Below are 18023 nucleotides of genomic sequence, written 5' to 3'. Positions count from 1 at the left end.
GGCGTCCTTGCTGCCGGTGATCGGGGGACCGGCCTTCGTGCGTGCTCCGATCGAGGCGGTCGTGGCCCTGGTGGTGCTGTCCTACAGCGACCTGGCCGTCATCGCCCGTGGCTACACAGACTGGCGCATGACCCGCCCCCAGCGCATGATCGAGGGCCGGCTCACCGCTGCCCAGGTGATGGAGACCCGCCGTGACGCCATGGCCGCCACCACCCCCGGAATCGAGCCCGCAGCGCGCTGGGCCTTCGCCGTCTTGGCGCTGACGGTCTCAGCCGTGGCGGGGTTGCTGTGCCTGTGGTGCGGGGTGGTGATTGCCCAGGCGATCGGGTCCTCGCTTCTGTTCGGTGACAGTGACTCGGCGTTCTTCGCGGGTCTGCTCGACAAGCTGGCCACGTGGTGGGACTTGCTGGGACCGACAGGGCAGATCCTGGTCACGGCGCTGGGCGTGACACTGCTGATGACAGCCGGATCCACCTTCGCCCTGGCCATGGGAGCCACCGGCGTCCTGACATGGGCCGCGGCCCACGGCCACGGCCTGGCCTCCTTCATCCACAACCCGGGGGCAGCAACCTCCTCCTACCTCAGCAACGTCACCGCCGGCCAGCTAGCCTGGGACCTACTCGACTTCGCCCTGACCTTCATCCCCGGATCAGCCCTGGGAGCCGGCGCCCACACCATCGCCCGCACCACCGCCAGAGACATGGCCGCCACCCGCACCGCCCTAAGACAAGGAGGCAAGAAAGCATCCCAAGCCACCGAACAAGCAGCAGCCAGAACCGAAGCCCAACGCGTCGCAGAATCACAAGCAGCACACACACGAGCCACACGAGTCAAGCAAGAACTACCAAAAACGGGTCGAAATAGACCTAAAGTCGTTTCGTCCGACCGCAACAACGACGCACTCAGTGGCTGGTCGAAAGATCGCCCTCCAGGATTCTTGGACCCTAATGTCGAGGAGGTACTTCAAGTCACCGACGAGATGGGACATCCGAGAACTCCTTATTTTAGAGACCAGGGAGTGCCTGGACAGTATTTTGCATCGCATGCCGAACGACAGATGGCACTCAATGCCGAATGGCCACACATTGGCGTATCTAAGGCTATGTGCGCAGATTGTCAAAACTGGTTCCGAAGTTTGGCTCAATATCAGCGCAGAGACTGGTATGTCACCGACCCTAATGGGACATGGATATTCAGAACAGACGGGTCGGTCGTCACATCATCCGGACTTCAAGTGCCTACCGGTCAACCGATCACCGGAATTCACTAAATCTACAAATGGAGGGAATGATTATGATTAACATGCCAACTGTAAGTGAGTCAATCAAACAGGCCCGCACCAATCTTGTTAACAGCCCTAAAGGGATTCTATCTCTGGGAGATCGAAAGCGTATTTGGATTTCAATGAATGATCCCGACAATTTCGAAGTTTCTTATCTGAATCGGACTCAACTCAAGGTTTTGTGTGTCAATCACGTGAAACCGATATGGTCGCATATATTTCCGGCGAACCCTGGTATTGATAGAATGTTGCGGCTGACCCACTCCCTTATGGAGAAGAGTGTGGATCCAGAGGCTGCAGAGGACGAGGCATTCTACTTCTTTCAGGATTTGAGTACATCTGTTGAGTCGAATGTGGTCACCAATCCAGCGCTAATGGTAGCCGATGCAGCCACCTCGATGGTTATTTCTGCCTGTTATCGGAACCCAGATTATGATACCGCGGATAACGATATTGATGACGAAGAACTAGCTCCTGACAGTTATGAAACCAGCTACACTTGCGCCAGCGCCGCTGCAGGTGCCATGAACTGGATGTCTGTAGATCAGGTTAACGTTGAAGCACGTCGCAGTTTCTGGATGTGGTATCTTGATGAAGCCATTCCAGCAGTCCTCAGTAATTAAATAAACTCCGCAAGACAGGTTGCCAAACAATAGAAGGACGATCTTCGGAGGTGAATCATCTCTATCTCGGCAATTAAAGGTCAGCAGTTCCGTGTCTACCCTACTGAAGAGGGGGTGGCGATTATCCGTGCTATCGCCGAGCACAGATGGCCCATGACCATCAACGAGGCATTCACCCTCCGAGACCAGTTCGGCTGGCGACCCACTCCGGGCGACGGAACTATCTTCACCACTCCCGTCAGCAACGGCGAAGAAGACGGATACATTGGCAACGACGTCACCGACACAAGTCTTGTTTCCAGAATTAACTTCAATCTGACTACGCGGCTTTACAGTGACGCCGAACCTCAAATCGATCACATTATTCGCTCACAGTATAAGGCCTATGTTGACGCGCTCAACAGTCTGTACGGTCAAAGCAGTACGGAGTCGAGCACTGTCGGCGTGTTGAACACGTGGAATCTGCCTTCCCGCGTCAGCATCACACTCGGAGGCACCCGCAGGTTCATTGATGTTGTTATCGAGTCTCCTGCAATGATGGATCTGACTGAGGCTGAGCAGCGCTACTTCGATGAGGGCGGAGACTTCTAGAGGGCCTCCACAGTTTACTGGCGCGACCTCTAAGAAATGCGTGAGCGCAGAGTTGTGCTCATCGATATGCGTGGCTGTGGACGCTGTGGAGCGTGACTATCGTCCGTAGGGTCGAGCGTGAGCCAGGGTATTCTGGAAATGACGTCACCGCCCCTGATCGCACCAGGTGCTGGGTGACCTCGGTGCCGGCTCAGTCCGCCTTGGTGCCCGGGGTCAGGGTCTCGAGCGGTTCGCCGGAGAAGTAGACCCGCAGGGACAGGGCCTCCAGCATCGTCGTGTCACCCGGACGGTCCTGGTGGCAGTCCGTGAGACTCTCAGCGGCGTGGCCCTCGGAGCTGCCGGCCACGGTCTTGACATCCTTCACCTCGCCGGAGCCGTTCGTCTCGATGATGACGTCGGCCTGGGTGTCCTGGGGGCTTCGGCTCACGCGCCGTGCCTGGGAGAAGGGTGCTGTGTGAGGCTGGGGGACCGCCCAGGTCGAGTCCCAGGCCAGGTGCCAGTCGGTCCCGCGTCCCTCGGGCAGGACGACATCGACCTGGTCCAGGGCGCCGTTGATGACCACGAGCATGTCGTCGTCGTCCCAGGGGCGGCCCGAGCGCAGCATCTGGACCACACGAGTGTGCGGGTCGTGCCAGGAGTCCCCGTCCATCGGTGCGGCGTCCGCCCGGTACCAGGCCAGGTCCGGGATCGTGTCCCCCTGAAGGACCTGCCCGGTCGCGAAGCGCGATGGGCGCACCACCGGGTGGGTCTGGCGCAGGTGGACGAGGAAACGCGTTGTGGCGACCAGGTCGCGCTGCCAGACCTCCAGGTTCCAGTCCACCCAGGAGAGCACGGAGTCCTGGCAGTAGCAGTTGTTGTTGCCCTGCTGGGTGCGTCCCATCTCGTCGCCGGCCACCAGCATGGGGGTCCCGGCGCTCAGCAGTACGGTGGCCAGCAGGTTGCGCATCGACCGGCGGCGCAGCACCTCGATCGGGCCGCCGTTGATGCCCTCGACGACGTCCCCCTCGAAACCGTGGTTCCAGGAGCGGTTGTTGGAGTTGCCGTCCCGGTTGTCCTCCTTGTTGGCCAGATTGTGCTTGTGGTCGTAGACCACCAGGTCGCGCAGGGTGAAGCCGTCGTGTGCGGCCACGAAGTTGACCGAGCCAAGCGGGCCACGACCACCGGGGAACTCCCCGTGGCTGAACAGGTCCGCGCTGCCCGACAGGCGCGTGGCCAGGTCTCGCAGGTCCGAGCCCAGACGGCCCTTAGAGATCTCCGAGGCGTCATGCAGCCAGAAGGAGCGCGTGGTGTCGCGGAAGTGGTCGTTCCAGTCCTGGAAGGGCTCGGGGAACTGGCCGGTGCGCCAGCCGCCGGGCCCCACGTCCCAGGGCTCGCTGATGAGCTTGACGGTGCTGAGCACCGGGTCCGTGGCGATCGCCGTGAGCAGCGGGTGGCGCGGCGAGAACTCCGCGGCATGGCGGCCCAGGGTGGTGGCCAGGTCGAAGCGGAAGCCGTCGACGCCGACCTCGGTGACCCAGTAGCGCAGCGAGTCCAGGGCCAGCCGGATCGCCCCAGTGGCCCGGAAGTCCACCGTGTTGCCGGTGCCGGTGACGTCCATGTACTGCGCCGGCAGGTAGGGGGCGTGAAGGTAGTAGTCCAGGTTGTCCAGGCCGCGCAGGCTCAAGGAGGGGCCGTCGACGCCGCCCTCGCAGGTGTGGTTGTAGACGACGTCGAGCACGACCTCCAGGCCGGCCTCGTGGAGCATGGAGACCATGCCGCGCACCTCGTCCAGGACCGCCTGCGGGCCGGCCGCACGCGCCGCGGCCGTGGCGTAGGAGGGCTCGGGCGCGAAGTAGCTGAGCGTGGAGTAGCCCCAGTAGTTCGTCAGGCCCCGCTTGGTCAGGAAGGGCTCGCTCACCGAGGCGTGGATCGGCAGGAGCTCGATCGTGGTGATCCCCAGCCCCTTGAGGTGCTCGACCGTCACCGAGTGGGCCAGCCCCGCGTAGGTGCCGCGCAGCTCCTCGGGCACGCCCGGCAGCTGGTAGGTCAGGCCCTTGACGTGGGCTTCGTAGATGACGGTGCGCTCGCGGGGCACGCGCGGCCCCGGAACCACCGGGAAGGTGTCACCGGTGACCACTCCGACGGCGGTGCTGCCCGCCGAGTCCAGGTGCGAGGGCAGCCACGGCTCGGCTGCCGGAACCAGGTCGTCAGTGACCTCGTGGGCGTAGACGGCCGGTCCCAGGTCCACTCGGCCGTCCAGGGCGCGGGCGTAGGGGTCCAGCAGCAGCTTGCGGGAGTTGTAGAGCAGGCCCTCGTGCGGGTTCCAGGGACCGTGGGCGCGGTAGCCGTAGCGCTGGCCGGCTCCGATGCCGGGGACGTGGGCGCTCCACAGGCCCCGCGAGGGCCCGTGCATCCCGATCCGGGTCTCCTCCACCACGGCGCCGTCGGCATCCATGGTCAGCAGGCACAGGTCCACGGCCGTGGCGTGCGGGGCGTGGACCGCGAAGTCCGCGCCGTCTCCGTTCAGAGCGACACCCAGCCCGTGATCAGGAGCTGCTGGCAGCTCGGCGCGCGGTGCTGGAGCGGGCTCTGGCGTCGAAGACATGGGCCCATTGTCCTGGCGGCCGCTGGTTGCTACCACTTGAGGGGCAGTGAGGTCTCCCTCGTGGGAGTGCGCCGCGTCGCGTTTAGGGCCCGGGCGTGACGGCGTCGTCATCATCGCGTCGTCCCGATCCTCGTCCTGACGCCATGTCAGGGTGACTGAGCGCTCAGTGGTGAGATGCCGCTGTTATGGCAACCTTGAACCCATGAGAATCGTGGTCTGCATCAAGCACGTTCCCGACGTGCAGTCCGAGCGTCGCATCGAGGACGGTCGGCTCGTGCGCGGCGAGGAGGACGTCCTCAACGAGCTCGACGAGAACGCCGTCGAGGCCGCTGTCTGTCTGGCCGAGGAGGCCGACGGCGAGGTCATCGCCCTGACCATGGGACCCGAGGACGCTGAGGACGGGGTGCGCCGCGCTCTGCAGATGGGGGCCGACTCCGGGGTCGTCGTCGCCGACGACGACCTGGCCGGAGCCGACGTCGTCACCACCGCCCGGGTTCTGGCCGCCGCCATCGAGCGAATCGGGGAGGTCGACCTGGTCGTCACCGGAATGGCCTCCCTGGACTCCATGACCTCCATGCTGCCCGGTGCCCTGGCCGCCGCCCTGCACCTCCCGGCCCTGACGTTGGCCAACCACCTCGAGGTCGACGGCGGCGCCGTGACCGTCACCCGCGCCGTGGGCACCGTCCGCGAGGTCCTCAGCGCTTCGCTGCCCGCGCTCGTCAGCGTCACCGACCAGGCCAACGAGCCCCGCTACCCCAACTTCGCCGCCATGCGCGCCGCGAAGAAGAAGCCCATTGACTTCTGGGACGCCTCCGAGCTCGGTCTTCAGATCGCCGAACCGGCCGTCGCAGTCGTCGACGACGAGGCCCGACCCGCCCGTGAGGCCGGCATCATCCGCACCGACGCCGGAGAGGCGGGCCGCGAGCTCGCCGCCTGGCTCGTGGAGAACAAGCTCGTCTGACGGCCTGCCGCAGCGTCCGCCCACGGCCCCAGCAGGGGCGCTGGGCGCCGTAGCGCCGCCCGTCCGTCTCATACCACTCGCGAAAGAAGCTGATTCCCGTGCTCGATGCCCCCCTGCTCGTCCTCGTCGACCTCGAGACCACCGAGGCCGTCCCCACCGGTCCCAGCCTGGAGCTGCTCACCGCCGCCCGGGCGCTGACCGGTGGCGACGTCGTCGCCCTGGCCCTCCAGCCGCTGGGTGAGACCGCCTCTGAGGCCCTGGCCGGCGCCGGAGCCACCCGTCTGCTGACCGCCGACCTGGGCGAGTTCGGCCACCTGCCCGCCACCGCGGCCGACGCCGTCGTGGCGGCCGTCGGCACCGTCCAGCCCGCGGCGGTCCTGGTCGTCTCCGACTATCGCGGTAAGGAGCTCGCCGGGCGGGTCGCCGTCGTACTCGGCTCGGCCTGCGTCTCCGACGTCACCGGCCTGGAGGCCTCCGGTTCCGACCTGCGCGCCTCCAAGCTGGTCCTGTCCGGCTCCTGGTCCACCACCGCCGGCGTCGGCTCGGGCGGCGGTGCACCGATCATCGCCGTGCGCCCCGGGATCGCAGAGGTCGCCGCCGCCAAGGGCGCGCCCCTGGCGGCCGAGCCCCTCGAGGTCCCCATCAGTGCCGAGGCCGCCGCTGTGCGCCTCGTCTCGCGTGAGGCCACCTCCGTCGCCTCCGGCCCGGCTCTGAGTGAGGCGCGCACCGTCGTCGTGGGCGGCCGCGGCGTGGACGGCGACTTCGACCTGGTCCGCTCCCTGGCCCAGCCGCTCGACGCCGCCGTCGGAGCCACCCGCGTGGCCTGCGACGAGGGCTGGATCGAGCGCAGCGCCCAGATCGGTCAAACCGGTGAGACCATCTCCCCGCGCCTGTACATCGGCCTGGGCGTCTCCGGCGCCGTCCACCACACCAGCGGCATCCAGGGAGCCGGCACCGTCGTCGCCATCTGCGACGACTCCGAGGCCCCGATCTTCGAGATGGCCGACTTCGGCGTCGTCGGCGACGTCACCGAGGTCGTGCCCCAGCTCGTCGAGGAGCTCGCCAGGCTGCGCGGCTGATGCGGCAACGGTGGATGGACGAGGCCGCACCGATCGATCTCTGGAGGCAGGATGATGACCGCAGGATCGAGCGGGCTGCCTGTGCCTGAGGCGAAGAAGGTACTGCGTCCTTCCGCTGAGGAGCGGTGGGCCGATGAGCTGGCCGCCCTCGCCGCCGCGGACGCCCAGCGGGGTGCGGAGATCCCTCAGGGGTGGCGCCTGTCGCCCCACTCGGTGCGCGCCTTCATCGTTGGGGACGAGGACCTCGGCATCGCTCGGAAGTTCTACGGGGACGACCCCCTCGTCGACCGGGCGATCGTGACGCTGCTCGGTCGCCAGGGCCTCATGCTCGTCGGCGAGCCGGGAACCGCGAAGTCGATGCTCTCCGAGCTCCTCGCCGCAGCGGTCTGCGGCGCCTCGACCCTGACCATCCAGGGCTCGGCCGGCACCACCGAGGACCACGTCCGCTACTCGTGGAACTACGCCCTCCTCATCGCCGAGGGCCCCACGCGCAGGGCCCTGGTGCCCTCCCCGGTCTACCAGGCCATGGAGCAGGGCAGCATCGTGCGCTTCGAGGAGATCACTCGCTGCCCGCCCGAGATCCAGGACACGCTCGTCTCCGTGCTCTCCGAGAAGCAGCTCATGGTCCCGGAGCTGGGAGACGGGTTCCGCGTCAGTGCCGCTCAGGGATTCAACGTCATCGCCACCGCGAACCTGCGGGACCGGGGCGTCCACGAGATGTCCTCCGCGCTCAAGCGGCGCTTCAACTTCGAGACGGTCCGCCCCATCGCAGACCGCGCCTTCGAGGCCGATCTCATTGCTCGTGCCCTGGACTCCGAGCTCGGTGAGCAGCGGGTGCCCATGAGTCCCCAGGTACTCGACGTCCTGGTCACCGCCTTCGCCGACCTGCGTACCGGGACCACGCAGGCCGGCACCCCGGTCAAGCGCCCCGAGACCGTCATGTCCACCGCCGAGGCCGTCAACGTCGGTGTGGCTGCGTCGTTGAGTGCCCGCTACCTCGGCGACGGCACGGTGAGGGCATCCGACATCGCCCGCCAGATGGTGGGAGTGGCACTCAAGGGCGAGGGCGAGGACGCCACACGCATCCGTTTCTACCTCGACTCGGTGGTGCGTGAACGGGCGGAGAGCAGCGCCGAGTGGAGAGACTTCCTGGTCGCCTCCCAAGGACTGTGGGAGTGAGTGCTTCGACGACGCAGGTTCCCGCCCGGCTCCAGCACGCCTTGGACTCCCAGCGGCGCTGGGGCGAAGCGGGTGTTCACCTCGTCCCCGTCCGTCACCACTCACCCGCCTGCGCTCTGGCCCTGTCGGCGCTTCTGGAGGAGGTGCATCCCGCCACGGTTCTCATCGAGGGGCCGGTCGAGTACGCCGCCCTCCTGCCCTCCCTCCAGGACCCGCGAACCGTACCGCCGGTTGCGCTGCTCTCCCTGGGTGAGCGCACCGCCTCCTACTACCCGCTGGCCGAGTTCTCCCCGGAGTGGGTGGCTCTGCGATGGGCCGGGCAGCACGGGGCCGAGGCCGCCTTCATCGACCGCAGCGCCTGCCTTCGAGATGATGACGATCCCCGCGACGATGCTCGCGGCGCGGTCGCCCGCACGCTCCAGGCCGAGCGGTACCTGGCCCGCTCGCGCAGCCTGGACGCCCTCGCCCGGCGCCTGGGCTGCCGGGACCACGACGAGGTCTGGGAGCACCTCTTCGAGGACCGAGCCACCGCCGATATCCGATCCTGGCGCGGCTTCTTCTCCGACACACTGGCATGGTCGGGGCTGGCACGGCTCGACGTTGAGCGCGAGGTCCTCGACGCCGACGGCACCCACGCCCGCGAAGCCGTCATGTCGGCCGCCCTGAGACGGCACCTGCCGGCAGCCGCACCGACCGGTGCCGGTGAGAAGGGCACCGCTGCTCCGGCCGCCCCGGTCGTGGTCGTCACCGGGGGCTTTCACATCATGGCACTGCTCGACTGCCTCGACGCGACCGAGCACGCCGCGTGGCTGCCCGAGCCGCAGCCCCAACCCGGCGGGCCGGCATGGCTCATCCGCTACGACTTCGCCCGCCTCGACGCCTTGCGCGGATACGGCGCCGGCATGCCCTCACCGGGCCTGTGGCAGCGAGCCTGGCGGGCCCGCACCGGGGCCAGTCCTCTCGAGGGCAGTGGCACAGGCCCTCGACGAGCCACGCGGCGGACTGCCAGGTCCGTCCCGGAGCCGGCGGGAGCCGCCCGGGCCTTCGCCACCACCGTGGTCATCGATGTCGCCACCGCCCTGCGTGAGCTCGGCGAACCACTGGGGACCGCCCAGGTGCTGGCCACTGTGGAGCAAGCCATGCGGCTGGCCGCACTGCGCGGCCGGGCATGGCCCGGACGCTGCGACATCCTTGACGCCCTCACCAGCTGCCTGGTCAAGGACGAAACCGGGCTGTCGGGCAATCTGGGAGCGGCTGTCGCCTCCGTCCTGGCCGCCTCCAACGTGGGAGAGGTGCCCGACGGCATCGCCACCCCGCCACTGGTCCGCCAGGTGCGTGACCGTCTGCGCGCCGCGCGCTTCATCATCGACGACGCCGTCGAGCACCGCGTCAGCCTCGACACCAGCCGCCGACCTCGCCACCGCGAGCGCCGCGAGCTGCTCGCCCGCCTGCGTTTCGTCGGCTCCGGCTTCGCCCACCAGATCTCAGGTGCCGACCTCGTCGCCGGCACCGGCATGGGGCAGTTCCTCGAGGAGTGGGTCTACAGCTGGACCCCCATGGTGGAGGCCGCACTCGTGCGCGCGGCACAGGAGGCCCCCGATCTCGATGTCCTCGTGCGAACCCGACTGGCTGAGCGGCTCACCGGTGAGCTCAGCGCCGCGACTCTGGCAACGCTGGTCAGTGAGCTGGCGGTCATGGGGCTCGACGCCGAGGCCGGCGACGTCTGCGACCGCCTTGAGAACAGTCTCGGACAACTCAGCGACCTGGGGGAGCTCGTTGAGGCCCTGCACCGGCTGGCGGGCCTGATCGAGTCCACGTCCCGACTGCGCCTGGACCATGCCGCTGCCCGGATCCGGTCCATTCTGCACCGGGGCGACGCCATGATCGCCCGGCGTCTTTCCGATCTGGTCGGCCTGGAGGGCCAGGAGGCGCTTCAGGCCGTCGATGCCCTCATCTCGGTACGGGACCTCATCATCCGATCGGCTGCCGATGATGAGCGCATGGGTGAGGCTGCCCAGGGCGCCGGCTTCGGGGCGGTACTGCGTCAGATCGAGGTTCTGCGTCGAAGCCGCGACGCAGCCGCGGTTCTTGTCGGCTGTGCCACCGGCATCGCGGCCTCCGTCAGGGCACTCAGCCAGGAGGAGGCGGTGTGCGCCGTCGTCACTCATCTCGCAATGGGAGCGGATCCGGCACGGGCCGCAGACTTCATCGTGGGCCTGGTGCGATCCGCCCCGGACGTGCTTCTGCACTCTCCCGACGCCGTCGAGGCCGTCACCGGGGCGCTGACCGGCCTTGATGATCGGGCCTTCGTCGCCGCACTGCCCGACTTGCGGCGGGCCTTCACCGCACTGAGGCCCGTGGAGACCCATCGCCTGGCAGAGATGGTGGCACAGCTCATCGGGGCCGCCGCCTCCGATCTCGACACCGTCTGGACCGTGGATCCGGCCCACGTCGCGCTCGGGTCTCAGATCGAACGGGACCTGGTCGCCTCCCTGGTGCGCGACGGACTGGGGGAGTGGGCAGGATGACGAGCGGCACGCCGTTGAACGCCTCCGCCTCCTGGGAGGGGCCGGAGGGTGACCTGGCAGCACGTCGCTGGCGCATGGTGCTGGGCCGATACGCCGAGCCGAAACTGCCGCGCAGGCACCAGGACGCCGACCTCGATGACGCCCTGGGCTACATCTATGACCGCGAGTACACGGGCCGCGGGCACCGGCTGGGCGCCGGAGGCGGCGACGGCACGAGAGCCACCCTGGGACCATCGGTCATACGGGCGGTCGACTGGCTCGATGGCGCCCGCAGGCTCTTCCCGGCCTCCACCCTGCAACGACTTGAGAGCGACGCGCTGACCCGATACGGGCTCTCCGAGCTGCTGGCCGACCCGGACGCCATTGAGGCCATCGACACCAGTCCCGAGCTCGGGGCCGCACTGCTGCGGATCAAGGGGACGATCTTACCCCAACTCACTGACGGGCTGCGTGCCCTCATCTCCCGGATCGTCACCGACATCATGGAGCGCCTTCAGCACCCCGTGACGACGGCCCTGAGCGGAGCCCGTCGGCGCAGCAACAGTCCTCATGCCTTGGCGCGCAACTTCGACTGGCGTCGCACTATTACCGCGAACCTGGGCAACGTGGACCCGGGCACGGGCCGCATGATCGTCGAGGACGTGCGCTTCATGTCCCGCCAGAGGAGACGCAACCTGACCTGGGACGTCATCATCCTGGTGGACCAGTCCGCCTCCATGGCCTCCAACCTGCTCCACAGTGCCATCATGGCCTCGATCCTTGCGGGTCTTCCCGGCCTGTCCGTACGACTGGCCGTCTTCGACACCACCGTCGTCGACCTCAGCCACACGGTTCACGATCCCGTCGAGGTTCTCATGACCAGTCAGCTGGGAGGCGGAACGGACATAGCCAACGCCGTCGGCTACGCCGCTGGAACGGTGACCAGCCCCAGTCGGACGATTGTGACGGTCATCAGCGACTTCGAGGAGGGGGGATCGGTGTCCACCCTCGTCAAACGGGTGCGTGACCTGGTTGCCCAAGGCATGACCGTGCTGGGGCTGGTCTCCTTGGACGACAGGGGACACGCCTGGTACGACCATGACGTGGCCGAGCGCCTGTCCGAGGTCGGTATGAGGATCGCCGCCATGACCCCGGACCGGTTCGCCTCCTGGCTGGCTGAGGTGACTGTATGAACGAGCGGACCGGCCAGTCTCAACGCTCCGCCGGCGCCCCCGATGCCTCACAGACCCCGGGAGCCTGCGGTGACTCCTGGGCAGCTGCTTTCTCGGTCTATGGTGCGCTTGACGATGTCGCCCTGATCGCCCTGGGCAACCGGGGCCTGCTGCGTCGCGGACGTGCCGAGCTGGCCGCCGGCCGGGTCGAGCCCGTCAACGGGCCCATTGATCCCGAAGCAGGGGAGCAGCCAGTACCCGGGACAGTGACCATCGGAGTCGGCCGGCCAGCGGTTCCCGTCACCCTGACCGTCTCCGGCCCGCAGGACGCGCGCTGTCCCTGCCCCGTGGCCGGCATCTGCGTGCACATCCTCGCCGCCTGCCTGTGGCTGCGCGAAGCCGTCAACCGGGACGGGGCCGACGAGAGCACCACGGCCGCCGAGACGCCGACGAACCCCGCATCCCCGGATGCCTCCGTCACCCCCGCACCCGCCCAAGGGCCCCCGAGCGATCCGGTCCTGGAGGAGGTCCTCGCCTGGAAGCCGGCCGACGTCGAGAAGTCCCTGGGGGCTGAGGCCCGGCGGCGCGCGCAGGCGTCCCTGGCCGGAACCGCACCGGACCGGCTCGCTGCCCCCACCGACGTGACCAGTGCTCCTGGACGCCTGAGCATCACCTGGCCCGACGCTCCCGAGATCGTTGTGATCGCGGGACTGGGGCCACGAGGCATGATCGTCTCTGGACGTCACTCCTCGGCCGCCAAGGCGGCCTGGTGCCTTCAAGCCGTCATCCGACTCTTCGCCCGCGCAGGCCGCCCCTGGCCGTGGCCGGATGAGAAGTCCACCTTCGACGACCGGAAGCGGGACGTCGTCTCAACGGTCGCAACCGCCATTGAGACTCTCCTCTCCGCGGGGATCTCACACGCCGGCCCCCGCAGCGCCACCGACCTGGAGCGCCTGGCCCAGGTCACCCGTCTGGAGGAGCTGCCCCGACTGTCCCGGCTGCTGACCTCCGCCGCCGGGAGGCTCCGGGCTCTCGCTGAGCGTGACGACGCCGTCGATGAGGCCACCGTCCTCAGCGCCCTGGCCGCGGCCTGGGCCCTGACCCAGGCGCTCACAGCCGTCACCGGCCCACCCGACCCCGCTCTCATCGGGCCAACCGACACTGAGACGGCCCACACCGGGCTGCTGCTCCCGCTGAGCGCCACCTGGTGGACGGCCCCCTCGGGAAGCCGAGGACTGACCGTCAGACTCTGGGACCTGGACCACGACCAACCGGAGATGGTCACCACCGGGCGAGCCGCCGGGACCGACGTCGCCTTCCACTACTCACTGGACGCCACCCTCCTGTGGGGCACATCGATGAGGAACATCCTGTCCGGCCCCCTACGCCTGACCGGTGCCGAGCGCCGGCCCGACGGCTCCCTGGCCCCCTCCAACCGCACGTCCGTCACCCGCCGCAGCGCTGAGGCCGGCTACGACGACATCGACCTGGAAGCCGTGGCCGATCATCTCCAACAGACCGGATCCGGGCCGGAGGTCGCCCGCTTCGAGGCGCCCGTTCCCCGGCTCCGTCTGATCATAGTTGCCCAGGACGGCCTGGGACCTATCAGCATCGACGAGGTCCACCAGCACTACCTGCTGCCGGTGACGAGCACCGACGGGCGCAGGCACCTGCTGTGTATGGAGGTCGGCGGCGGTGAGATGCAGATGGTCTCCGACGTGCTCTCCCGCGAACTTCAGGTGCATGCCATCACCGTCGAGGGCGACCATCCATCCGGTGTCTTCGTGCGCGAGCACGACCGGATCAGCCTTCTGGTGGCCACTTTCCCTCCTTCTCGCGGCGCTTCCGGGAGGGGATACGGCCGGCTGCGCAGACGCGTGGAGGAGACGCACACTCACGAGGCCCATACGAACCGGGGCGATCGCATGCCTATACGGGCACTGGTCCAGGACGTGCGCGAGGCGCTCACCGCGCTCGCGGCCTCCGGGACGACACGGCCCACGAGCACGGTGGCGCACGTGCTGCGCGCGCGAGTCCGCATGGCCGGTGACCTCCAGCTCACCACTCTGGCGGCCGTGCTTACCGAGGTGGACGACCGGCCGAGTCCCGGCGCTGTGCTGCGGGCCTGCGCCGTCATCGACCGGCTCGACGCCTTGACGCTCTGATATCACCGGAGCCTCCGGCCGAGTGGCACACGGCCCGCACAGCCTGCACGGACCTCTCGGCGGCGGGAACCGACAGCTCGAAATGGAGAAAGCGCTCAGGGCACGATACCGCACCTGTAGGATGACTGTCTGCTGACCGGTATATCGAGTCGGATGCATGCGCTGTGCGGATGCTTATGGAGAGTGTTGTGAATCGGGAAGAAGTCGCTGAAATGTGTGAGGTCGTCCCATCCGATGAACTGGCCAGGGCGCTCCTGCCCCTGCGGGTGATCAGTGCAGACCTCCATGAGAAGGCCGTCTCCTATGTGCTCTCGGGAGAGTCTGCGGATGTCGTGGAGCAGGTGTGGCAGGAGCCGGAGACGGACGCGTTGTTCGGTGGTGTTGGCGAGCTGAATAGAACACTTCCTGTGAGGGACGATCTTGCAGATCGGCTGTCTGCAGTAGGTGTCGCATGGTCGTCGGATATGAGGGAGCCCCCTCGAGATCGTCGCCGTGTTCTGTATTCACTACGTGACAGTCTGTATCGTTGTGATGCGTTCAGTGCTCAACAGTGGTGGCGATATGGTCAGCTCCTTCGTGCGATCTGGGCTGCCGATACTCCGGGAAAACAGGACTGGCGCCGGAAGGCTTTCACCCCTCTCTGGTTACTTCTCTTGAACGAGGATGTGGTCAGAACCGTCGACCCCTGGGAAGAGGCGGCGGTGAATATGGTGAAAGAGCGATTGATGTGGGGGCCTGAGCGCTTCGCTGAGGTCTTGGCCCTGGATGGAGTCAAAGCGGGCAAAATCCCCTCCCTGGTACTGACCTTGTGGTTGTCACGATACGCGTACTTAAATGACGACAGTCGAGTTCCCTGCCGTCTCCCGGGAATCGCGGAGTACCTGCAGTCACACGGGTCGCGGATTCCGGCGTCGTTCATCCGCAGCCTGAACGAGTACGACCGACGTGATCTTGTGCTGCTCCTGGCCGGTCTTGACATGGATCTTGGGCCTGTGGCCCACCTCCTGGTCCCACTGACGCTGGAGGAGAAGCGCACGACGCGTCTCCAAGCCATCGACCTGCTGGGGCGGGTTCCCGATACCCCACGCCGTGAGGCCCTCGCCGAGCTCCTGTCCGGGAAGGCAATCCGCAGCAAAGCAGGTTTCCAACGCTCCACCGACCTGCTCGACCACCTGGCCGAGGGAGCTGATGACGATCTTCTCGACGTCGCGGCCGAGAAAAACCCCGTGCTCGCCGTGGCGGTCGAGCAGCTGCGTGCCCGTGCGGCCTTCTCCCGGTGGGCGAGTGAGGAGTCCGAGCAGGCTCCCGTCGTTCTGCCGGAGGTCGAGCACATCGCTCTCGACCAGCCGGCCGATGCCGCACGGCAGCAGCTCTGGCGCATCCTCAACCGGCTCGTCGATGACGCCTGGGATCCTCAAGGTGCGGAATCTCGGGAGGAGATCGCCGCGAGGTACCTGGCCACTGAACAGGATGTGGAGGCCTTCATCGCAGTCGCCGAGGGTCGATCAACAGGAGTCCCGGCCATTCTCAGGAAGTACCGCCTTGGGTGGTTGGGCTCCTTCGTGCCGTCCCTGTCAGTCGTCCACCTTCTGCGGCTGACCGCCGACGAGCCCTCCACCAGATGGAGAGACGCTCTGTCGTGGGGAGAGGACGCGGATGCCGATCCTCGAGCCATTGAAGCGGTGCTGAGGCACTTCAACCTCCCGATTGACGGTGCGGTCCGTGACGTGGTCTGGCGTACGGGAGATCCCGTGATCCTTTGGCCGTGGGCGTGGGAGCACCTCGATGACCTGGCCGAAGGGCTCGATAGCTCGGAGAAGGTTCTTCGTGCGCTGGACATTCTGGAGGCATTCCCCAGACTGCCCGTCGACCTCCTCCCCAGGCTCGCGCGCATGGCGGTCACGGCCTCCCCACGGCTGCGACGTCGGGTGCAGCGGCTGCTCAGCGTCTCCCCGGCCGCACCCATCCTGGCCGAGCCCATGCTGAAGGACCCGTCAGCGGAGGTCAGGCGATCCGCGGCCGAGTGGATCGCCGCTCAGGCCCCTCAGCGATCCCTTGACCCCCTTCGCGCCGCCTACGCCACAGAAGAGGATGCGGCGACTCGTGCCAGCATGCTCAAAGCCATGCGGGCCTGCGGCGAGGATCTCACCGAGCTCCTGTCTCCCGGCCGTCTCCAGCAGGAGGCTGCCGAGGGACTGGAGGCCGATCCAGCAGCCGGTCCGGACTGGCTCGACTGGGACGGCCTGCCCACTGTGCGCTGGCGAGACGGCGCCCCGGTGAGCTCGCTGGTGATCCGCTGGTGGGTGAGCCTGGCCGTGATCATGAAGGATCCCGACGGTCGGGGCCTCATCGGCCTGTATCTGTCCCTCCTCGACCCGCACGATGCCCGTCGACTGGCCCTCCATCTGGTCAGAGCCTGGGCGGCGCGGGACACCGCTCACCCGAGCCCCGAGCAGAGCCTCGCCCATGCCCAGGACATCGGGCTGAAGCGGTATCAGTACTTCCAGCGGTACTGGACCTCGGCAGCCCAGAGCGACGATCCTGAGGAACGGGAAAGGGCCAGGCAGGGGCTGGCTCGACCTCTGGAGAGTTACGTCAAGCAGATCTACGACGAGCATCAGGGGACGTATCTGGGTTCGGCGATGGCGGACAAGGGCCTCATGGCCTTCGCCGTCGGAGCCGATGGCGGCGAGCTCGCCAGCCTGACCCACAGCTACATGCGGAGCCACCGCAACCGTCGTCCCCAGTACGAGGTCCTCATTCGGGCTCTTCGAGCCAACGGCCAGGATCCCGCTCTCCAGGTGCTGATCGGCGTGGCGCAGCGTCACAAGATGGCGAGCCTGCAGAAGACCGCCCGCGAGCTGGTGGACGAGGTCGCCGTCGAACGGGGCTGGAGCGCCGAGCAGCTGGAGGATCGGACCGTCCCCACTGCAGGCTTCGGCTCTGACGGCCTGCTGCACCTGAGCTACGGAGCCCGTTCCTTCACCGGCCGGTTGACCGCGGACTTCAAGATCGCACTGACCGGGCCGGATGGGAAGACCCGGGCCTCACTGCCGGCGCCCCGGGCCGACGACGATGCGGACGCGGTCAAAGCCGCCAAGAAACAGCTCACCGCCTCCCGCAAGGAGGCCAAGAACGTGCTCTCCCTTCAAAGCAGCCGGCTCTACGAGGCCATGTGCGTGCGACGCGGATGGAGTCCTGTCGAATGGCGTGACCTTCTGCTCGCCCACCCGCTCATGAGGCACCTCGTCACTCGGGTCATCTGGCAGCTCGACCCGGCTGACGGCGGCGAGTCGATCGTCTTCCGTCCCACACCGGAAGGGGACCTGCTGGGAGTCGACGACGCCGTCGTCGACCTCCCGGGCCAGGGGGAGATCACGGTGGCGCACGGGACCATCATCTGGCCCGACGCCGTGGCGGCGTGGCGAGAGCACCTGGCCGACTACGAGGTCGAGCCGCTGTTCGACCAGCTCTCCGCGCTCGCACCCGTCATCACACCGGGCCAGCAGCGGCTCACCGATCTTCGTGGGCACATGACCGACGCCTACTCCGTGCGCAATGTCGCCTCTCAGCGCGGGTACCGTCGCGGGGGAACGGAGGACGGGGGTTGGTTCACCGAGTATCTCCGCACGATCCCCGCAGCGGGCCTCACTGTCGCGCTGACCTTCACCGGTGCTTTCGTGTCGTGGGGTAACAACCCGTGTGCGACCGACAGCCTGGAGCTGCGTCGCGGAACTGGTCGTCGTTTGGTGGCACTGGACGAGGTGCCCACGCCGCTACTGGCCGAGTGCTACGCGGACTATGCGGCCCTGGCGGCGCTGGGGGCCTACGACCCGGACTGGGAGGACAGGACAAGACTGTTCTAGAGGCGGTGGTGAGG

10 protein-coding genes and 1 pseudogene are annotated in these 18023 nt (G+C 67.3%); 10 read left to right on the top strand and 1 reads right to left on the bottom strand.

Going from position 1 to position 18023, the window contains the following annotated elements; genetic code table 11:
- The 3 genes and pseudogenes from BKH28_RS13435 to BKH28_RS10440 form a co-directional block, all read left to right on the top strand.
- Nucleotides 1–1270, top strand: a pseudogene (locus BKH28_RS13435) (hypothetical protein); the annotation flags it as partial.
- Nucleotides 1271–1287: 17 nt separating this feature from the next.
- Complete coding sequence (locus tag BKH28_RS10445; RefSeq protein WP_256695767.1) at nucleotides 1288–1905, top strand: Imm5 family immunity protein; 618 nt, start codon at nucleotides 1288–1290, stop codon at nucleotides 1903–1905.
- Nucleotides 1906–2019: 114 nt separating this feature from the next.
- Nucleotides 2020–2496 (top strand): DUF6301 family protein, encoded by a 477-nt coding sequence (locus BKH28_RS10440; RefSeq protein WP_256695765.1) that lies wholly within the window; start codon nucleotides 2020–2022, stop codon nucleotides 2494–2496.
- A 190-nt stretch (nucleotides 2497–2686) separates the two neighbouring features.
- On the opposite strand, the gene glgX is transcribed toward BKH28_RS10440, so the two are convergent.
- Nucleotides 2687–5080, bottom strand: a complete 2394-nt coding sequence (glgX, locus tag BKH28_RS10435) for a glycogen debranching protein GlgX (protein ID WP_075418728.1) — start codon at nucleotides 5078–5080, stop codon at nucleotides 2687–2689.
- Between the two features lie 202 nt (nucleotides 5081–5282).
- Between glgX and BKH28_RS10430 the strand changes: the two genes are divergently transcribed.
- The 7 genes from BKH28_RS10430 to BKH28_RS10395 all read left to right on the top strand — a co-directional run bounded on the left by BKH28_RS10430 (nucleotide 5283) and on the right by BKH28_RS10395 (nucleotide 18009).
- Nucleotides 5283–6041 carry an electron transfer flavoprotein subunit beta/FixA family protein gene (locus BKH28_RS10430; RefSeq protein ID WP_075418727.1) on the top strand — a complete coding sequence of 253 codons (759 nt, stop codon included), beginning with the start codon at nucleotides 5283–5285 and terminating at the stop codon, nucleotides 6039–6041.
- A gap of 98 nt (nucleotides 6042–6139) precedes the next feature.
- Nucleotides 6140–7120 (top strand): electron transfer flavoprotein subunit alpha/FixB family protein, encoded by a 981-nt coding sequence (locus BKH28_RS10425; protein ID WP_075418726.1) that lies wholly within the window; start codon nucleotides 6140–6142, stop codon nucleotides 7118–7120.
- Between the two features lie 54 nt (nucleotides 7121–7174).
- Nucleotides 7175–8299, top strand: coding sequence for an ATP-binding protein (locus tag BKH28_RS10420; RefSeq protein ID WP_075418742.1), 1125 nt, complete (start codon nucleotides 7175–7177; stop codon nucleotides 8297–8299).
- Nucleotides 8296–10827, top strand: coding sequence for a DUF5682 family protein (locus BKH28_RS10415; RefSeq protein WP_075418725.1), 2532 nt, complete (start codon nucleotides 8296–8298; stop codon nucleotides 10825–10827). The genes BKH28_RS10420 and BKH28_RS10415 overlap by 4 nt, the downstream gene beginning before the upstream one ends.
- Nucleotides 10824–11999, top strand: coding sequence for a VWA domain-containing protein (locus BKH28_RS10410; protein ID WP_009397876.1), 1176 nt, complete (start codon nucleotides 10824–10826; stop codon nucleotides 11997–11999). Before BKH28_RS10415 ends, BKH28_RS10410 begins: the two co-directional genes overlap by 4 nt.
- Nucleotides 11996–14143 (top strand): hypothetical protein, encoded by a 2148-nt coding sequence (locus BKH28_RS10405; RefSeq protein WP_009397877.1) that lies wholly within the window; start codon nucleotides 11996–11998, stop codon nucleotides 14141–14143. Before BKH28_RS10410 ends, BKH28_RS10405 begins: the two co-directional genes overlap by 4 nt.
- A 977-nt stretch (nucleotides 14144–15120) precedes the next feature.
- On the top strand, nucleotides 15121–18009 hold the full coding sequence (locus BKH28_RS10395; protein WP_178388865.1) for a DUF4132 domain-containing protein: 2889 nt from the start codon (nucleotides 15121–15123) through the stop codon (nucleotides 18007–18009).
- The last annotated feature ends 14 nt before the right edge of the window (nucleotides 18010–18023 follow it).

This window comes from Actinomyces oris, assembly GCF_001937665.1.
In the GTDB taxonomy this organism is placed as follows: domain Bacteria; phylum Actinomycetota; class Actinomycetes; order Actinomycetales; family Actinomycetaceae; genus Actinomyces; species Actinomyces stomatis.
Note: the sequence above shows the minus strand (reverse complement) of the source record. Positions and strands in the feature narration are given on the sequence as shown.

Bases quoted from the DNA above. Each gene is read 5' to 3' on its own strand.
- BKH28_RS10445 (WP_256695767.1), top strand. From the start codon at position 1,288: ATGATTATGATTAACATGCCAACTGTAAGTGAGTCAATCAAACAGGCC.
- glgX (WP_075418728.1), bottom strand. From the start codon at position 5,080: ATGTCTTCGACGCCAGAGCCCGCTCCAGCACCGCGCGCCGAGCTGCCA.
- BKH28_RS10430 (WP_075418727.1), top strand. From the start codon at position 5,283: ATGAGAATCGTGGTCTGCATCAAGCACGTTCCCGACGTGCAGTCCGAG.
- BKH28_RS10420 (WP_075418742.1), top strand. From the start codon at position 7,175: ATGACCGCAGGATCGAGCGGGCTGCCTGTGCCTGAGGCGAAGAAGGTA.
- BKH28_RS10410 (WP_009397876.1), top strand. From the start codon at position 10,824: ATGACGAGCGGCACGCCGTTGAACGCCTCCGCCTCCTGGGAGGGGCCG.
- BKH28_RS10405 (WP_009397877.1), top strand. From the start codon at position 11,996: ATGAACGAGCGGACCGGCCAGTCTCAACGCTCCGCCGGCGCCCCCGAT.
- BKH28_RS10395 (WP_178388865.1), top strand. From the start codon at position 15,121: ATGGATCTTGGGCCTGTGGCCCACCTCCTGGTCCCACTGACGCTGGAG.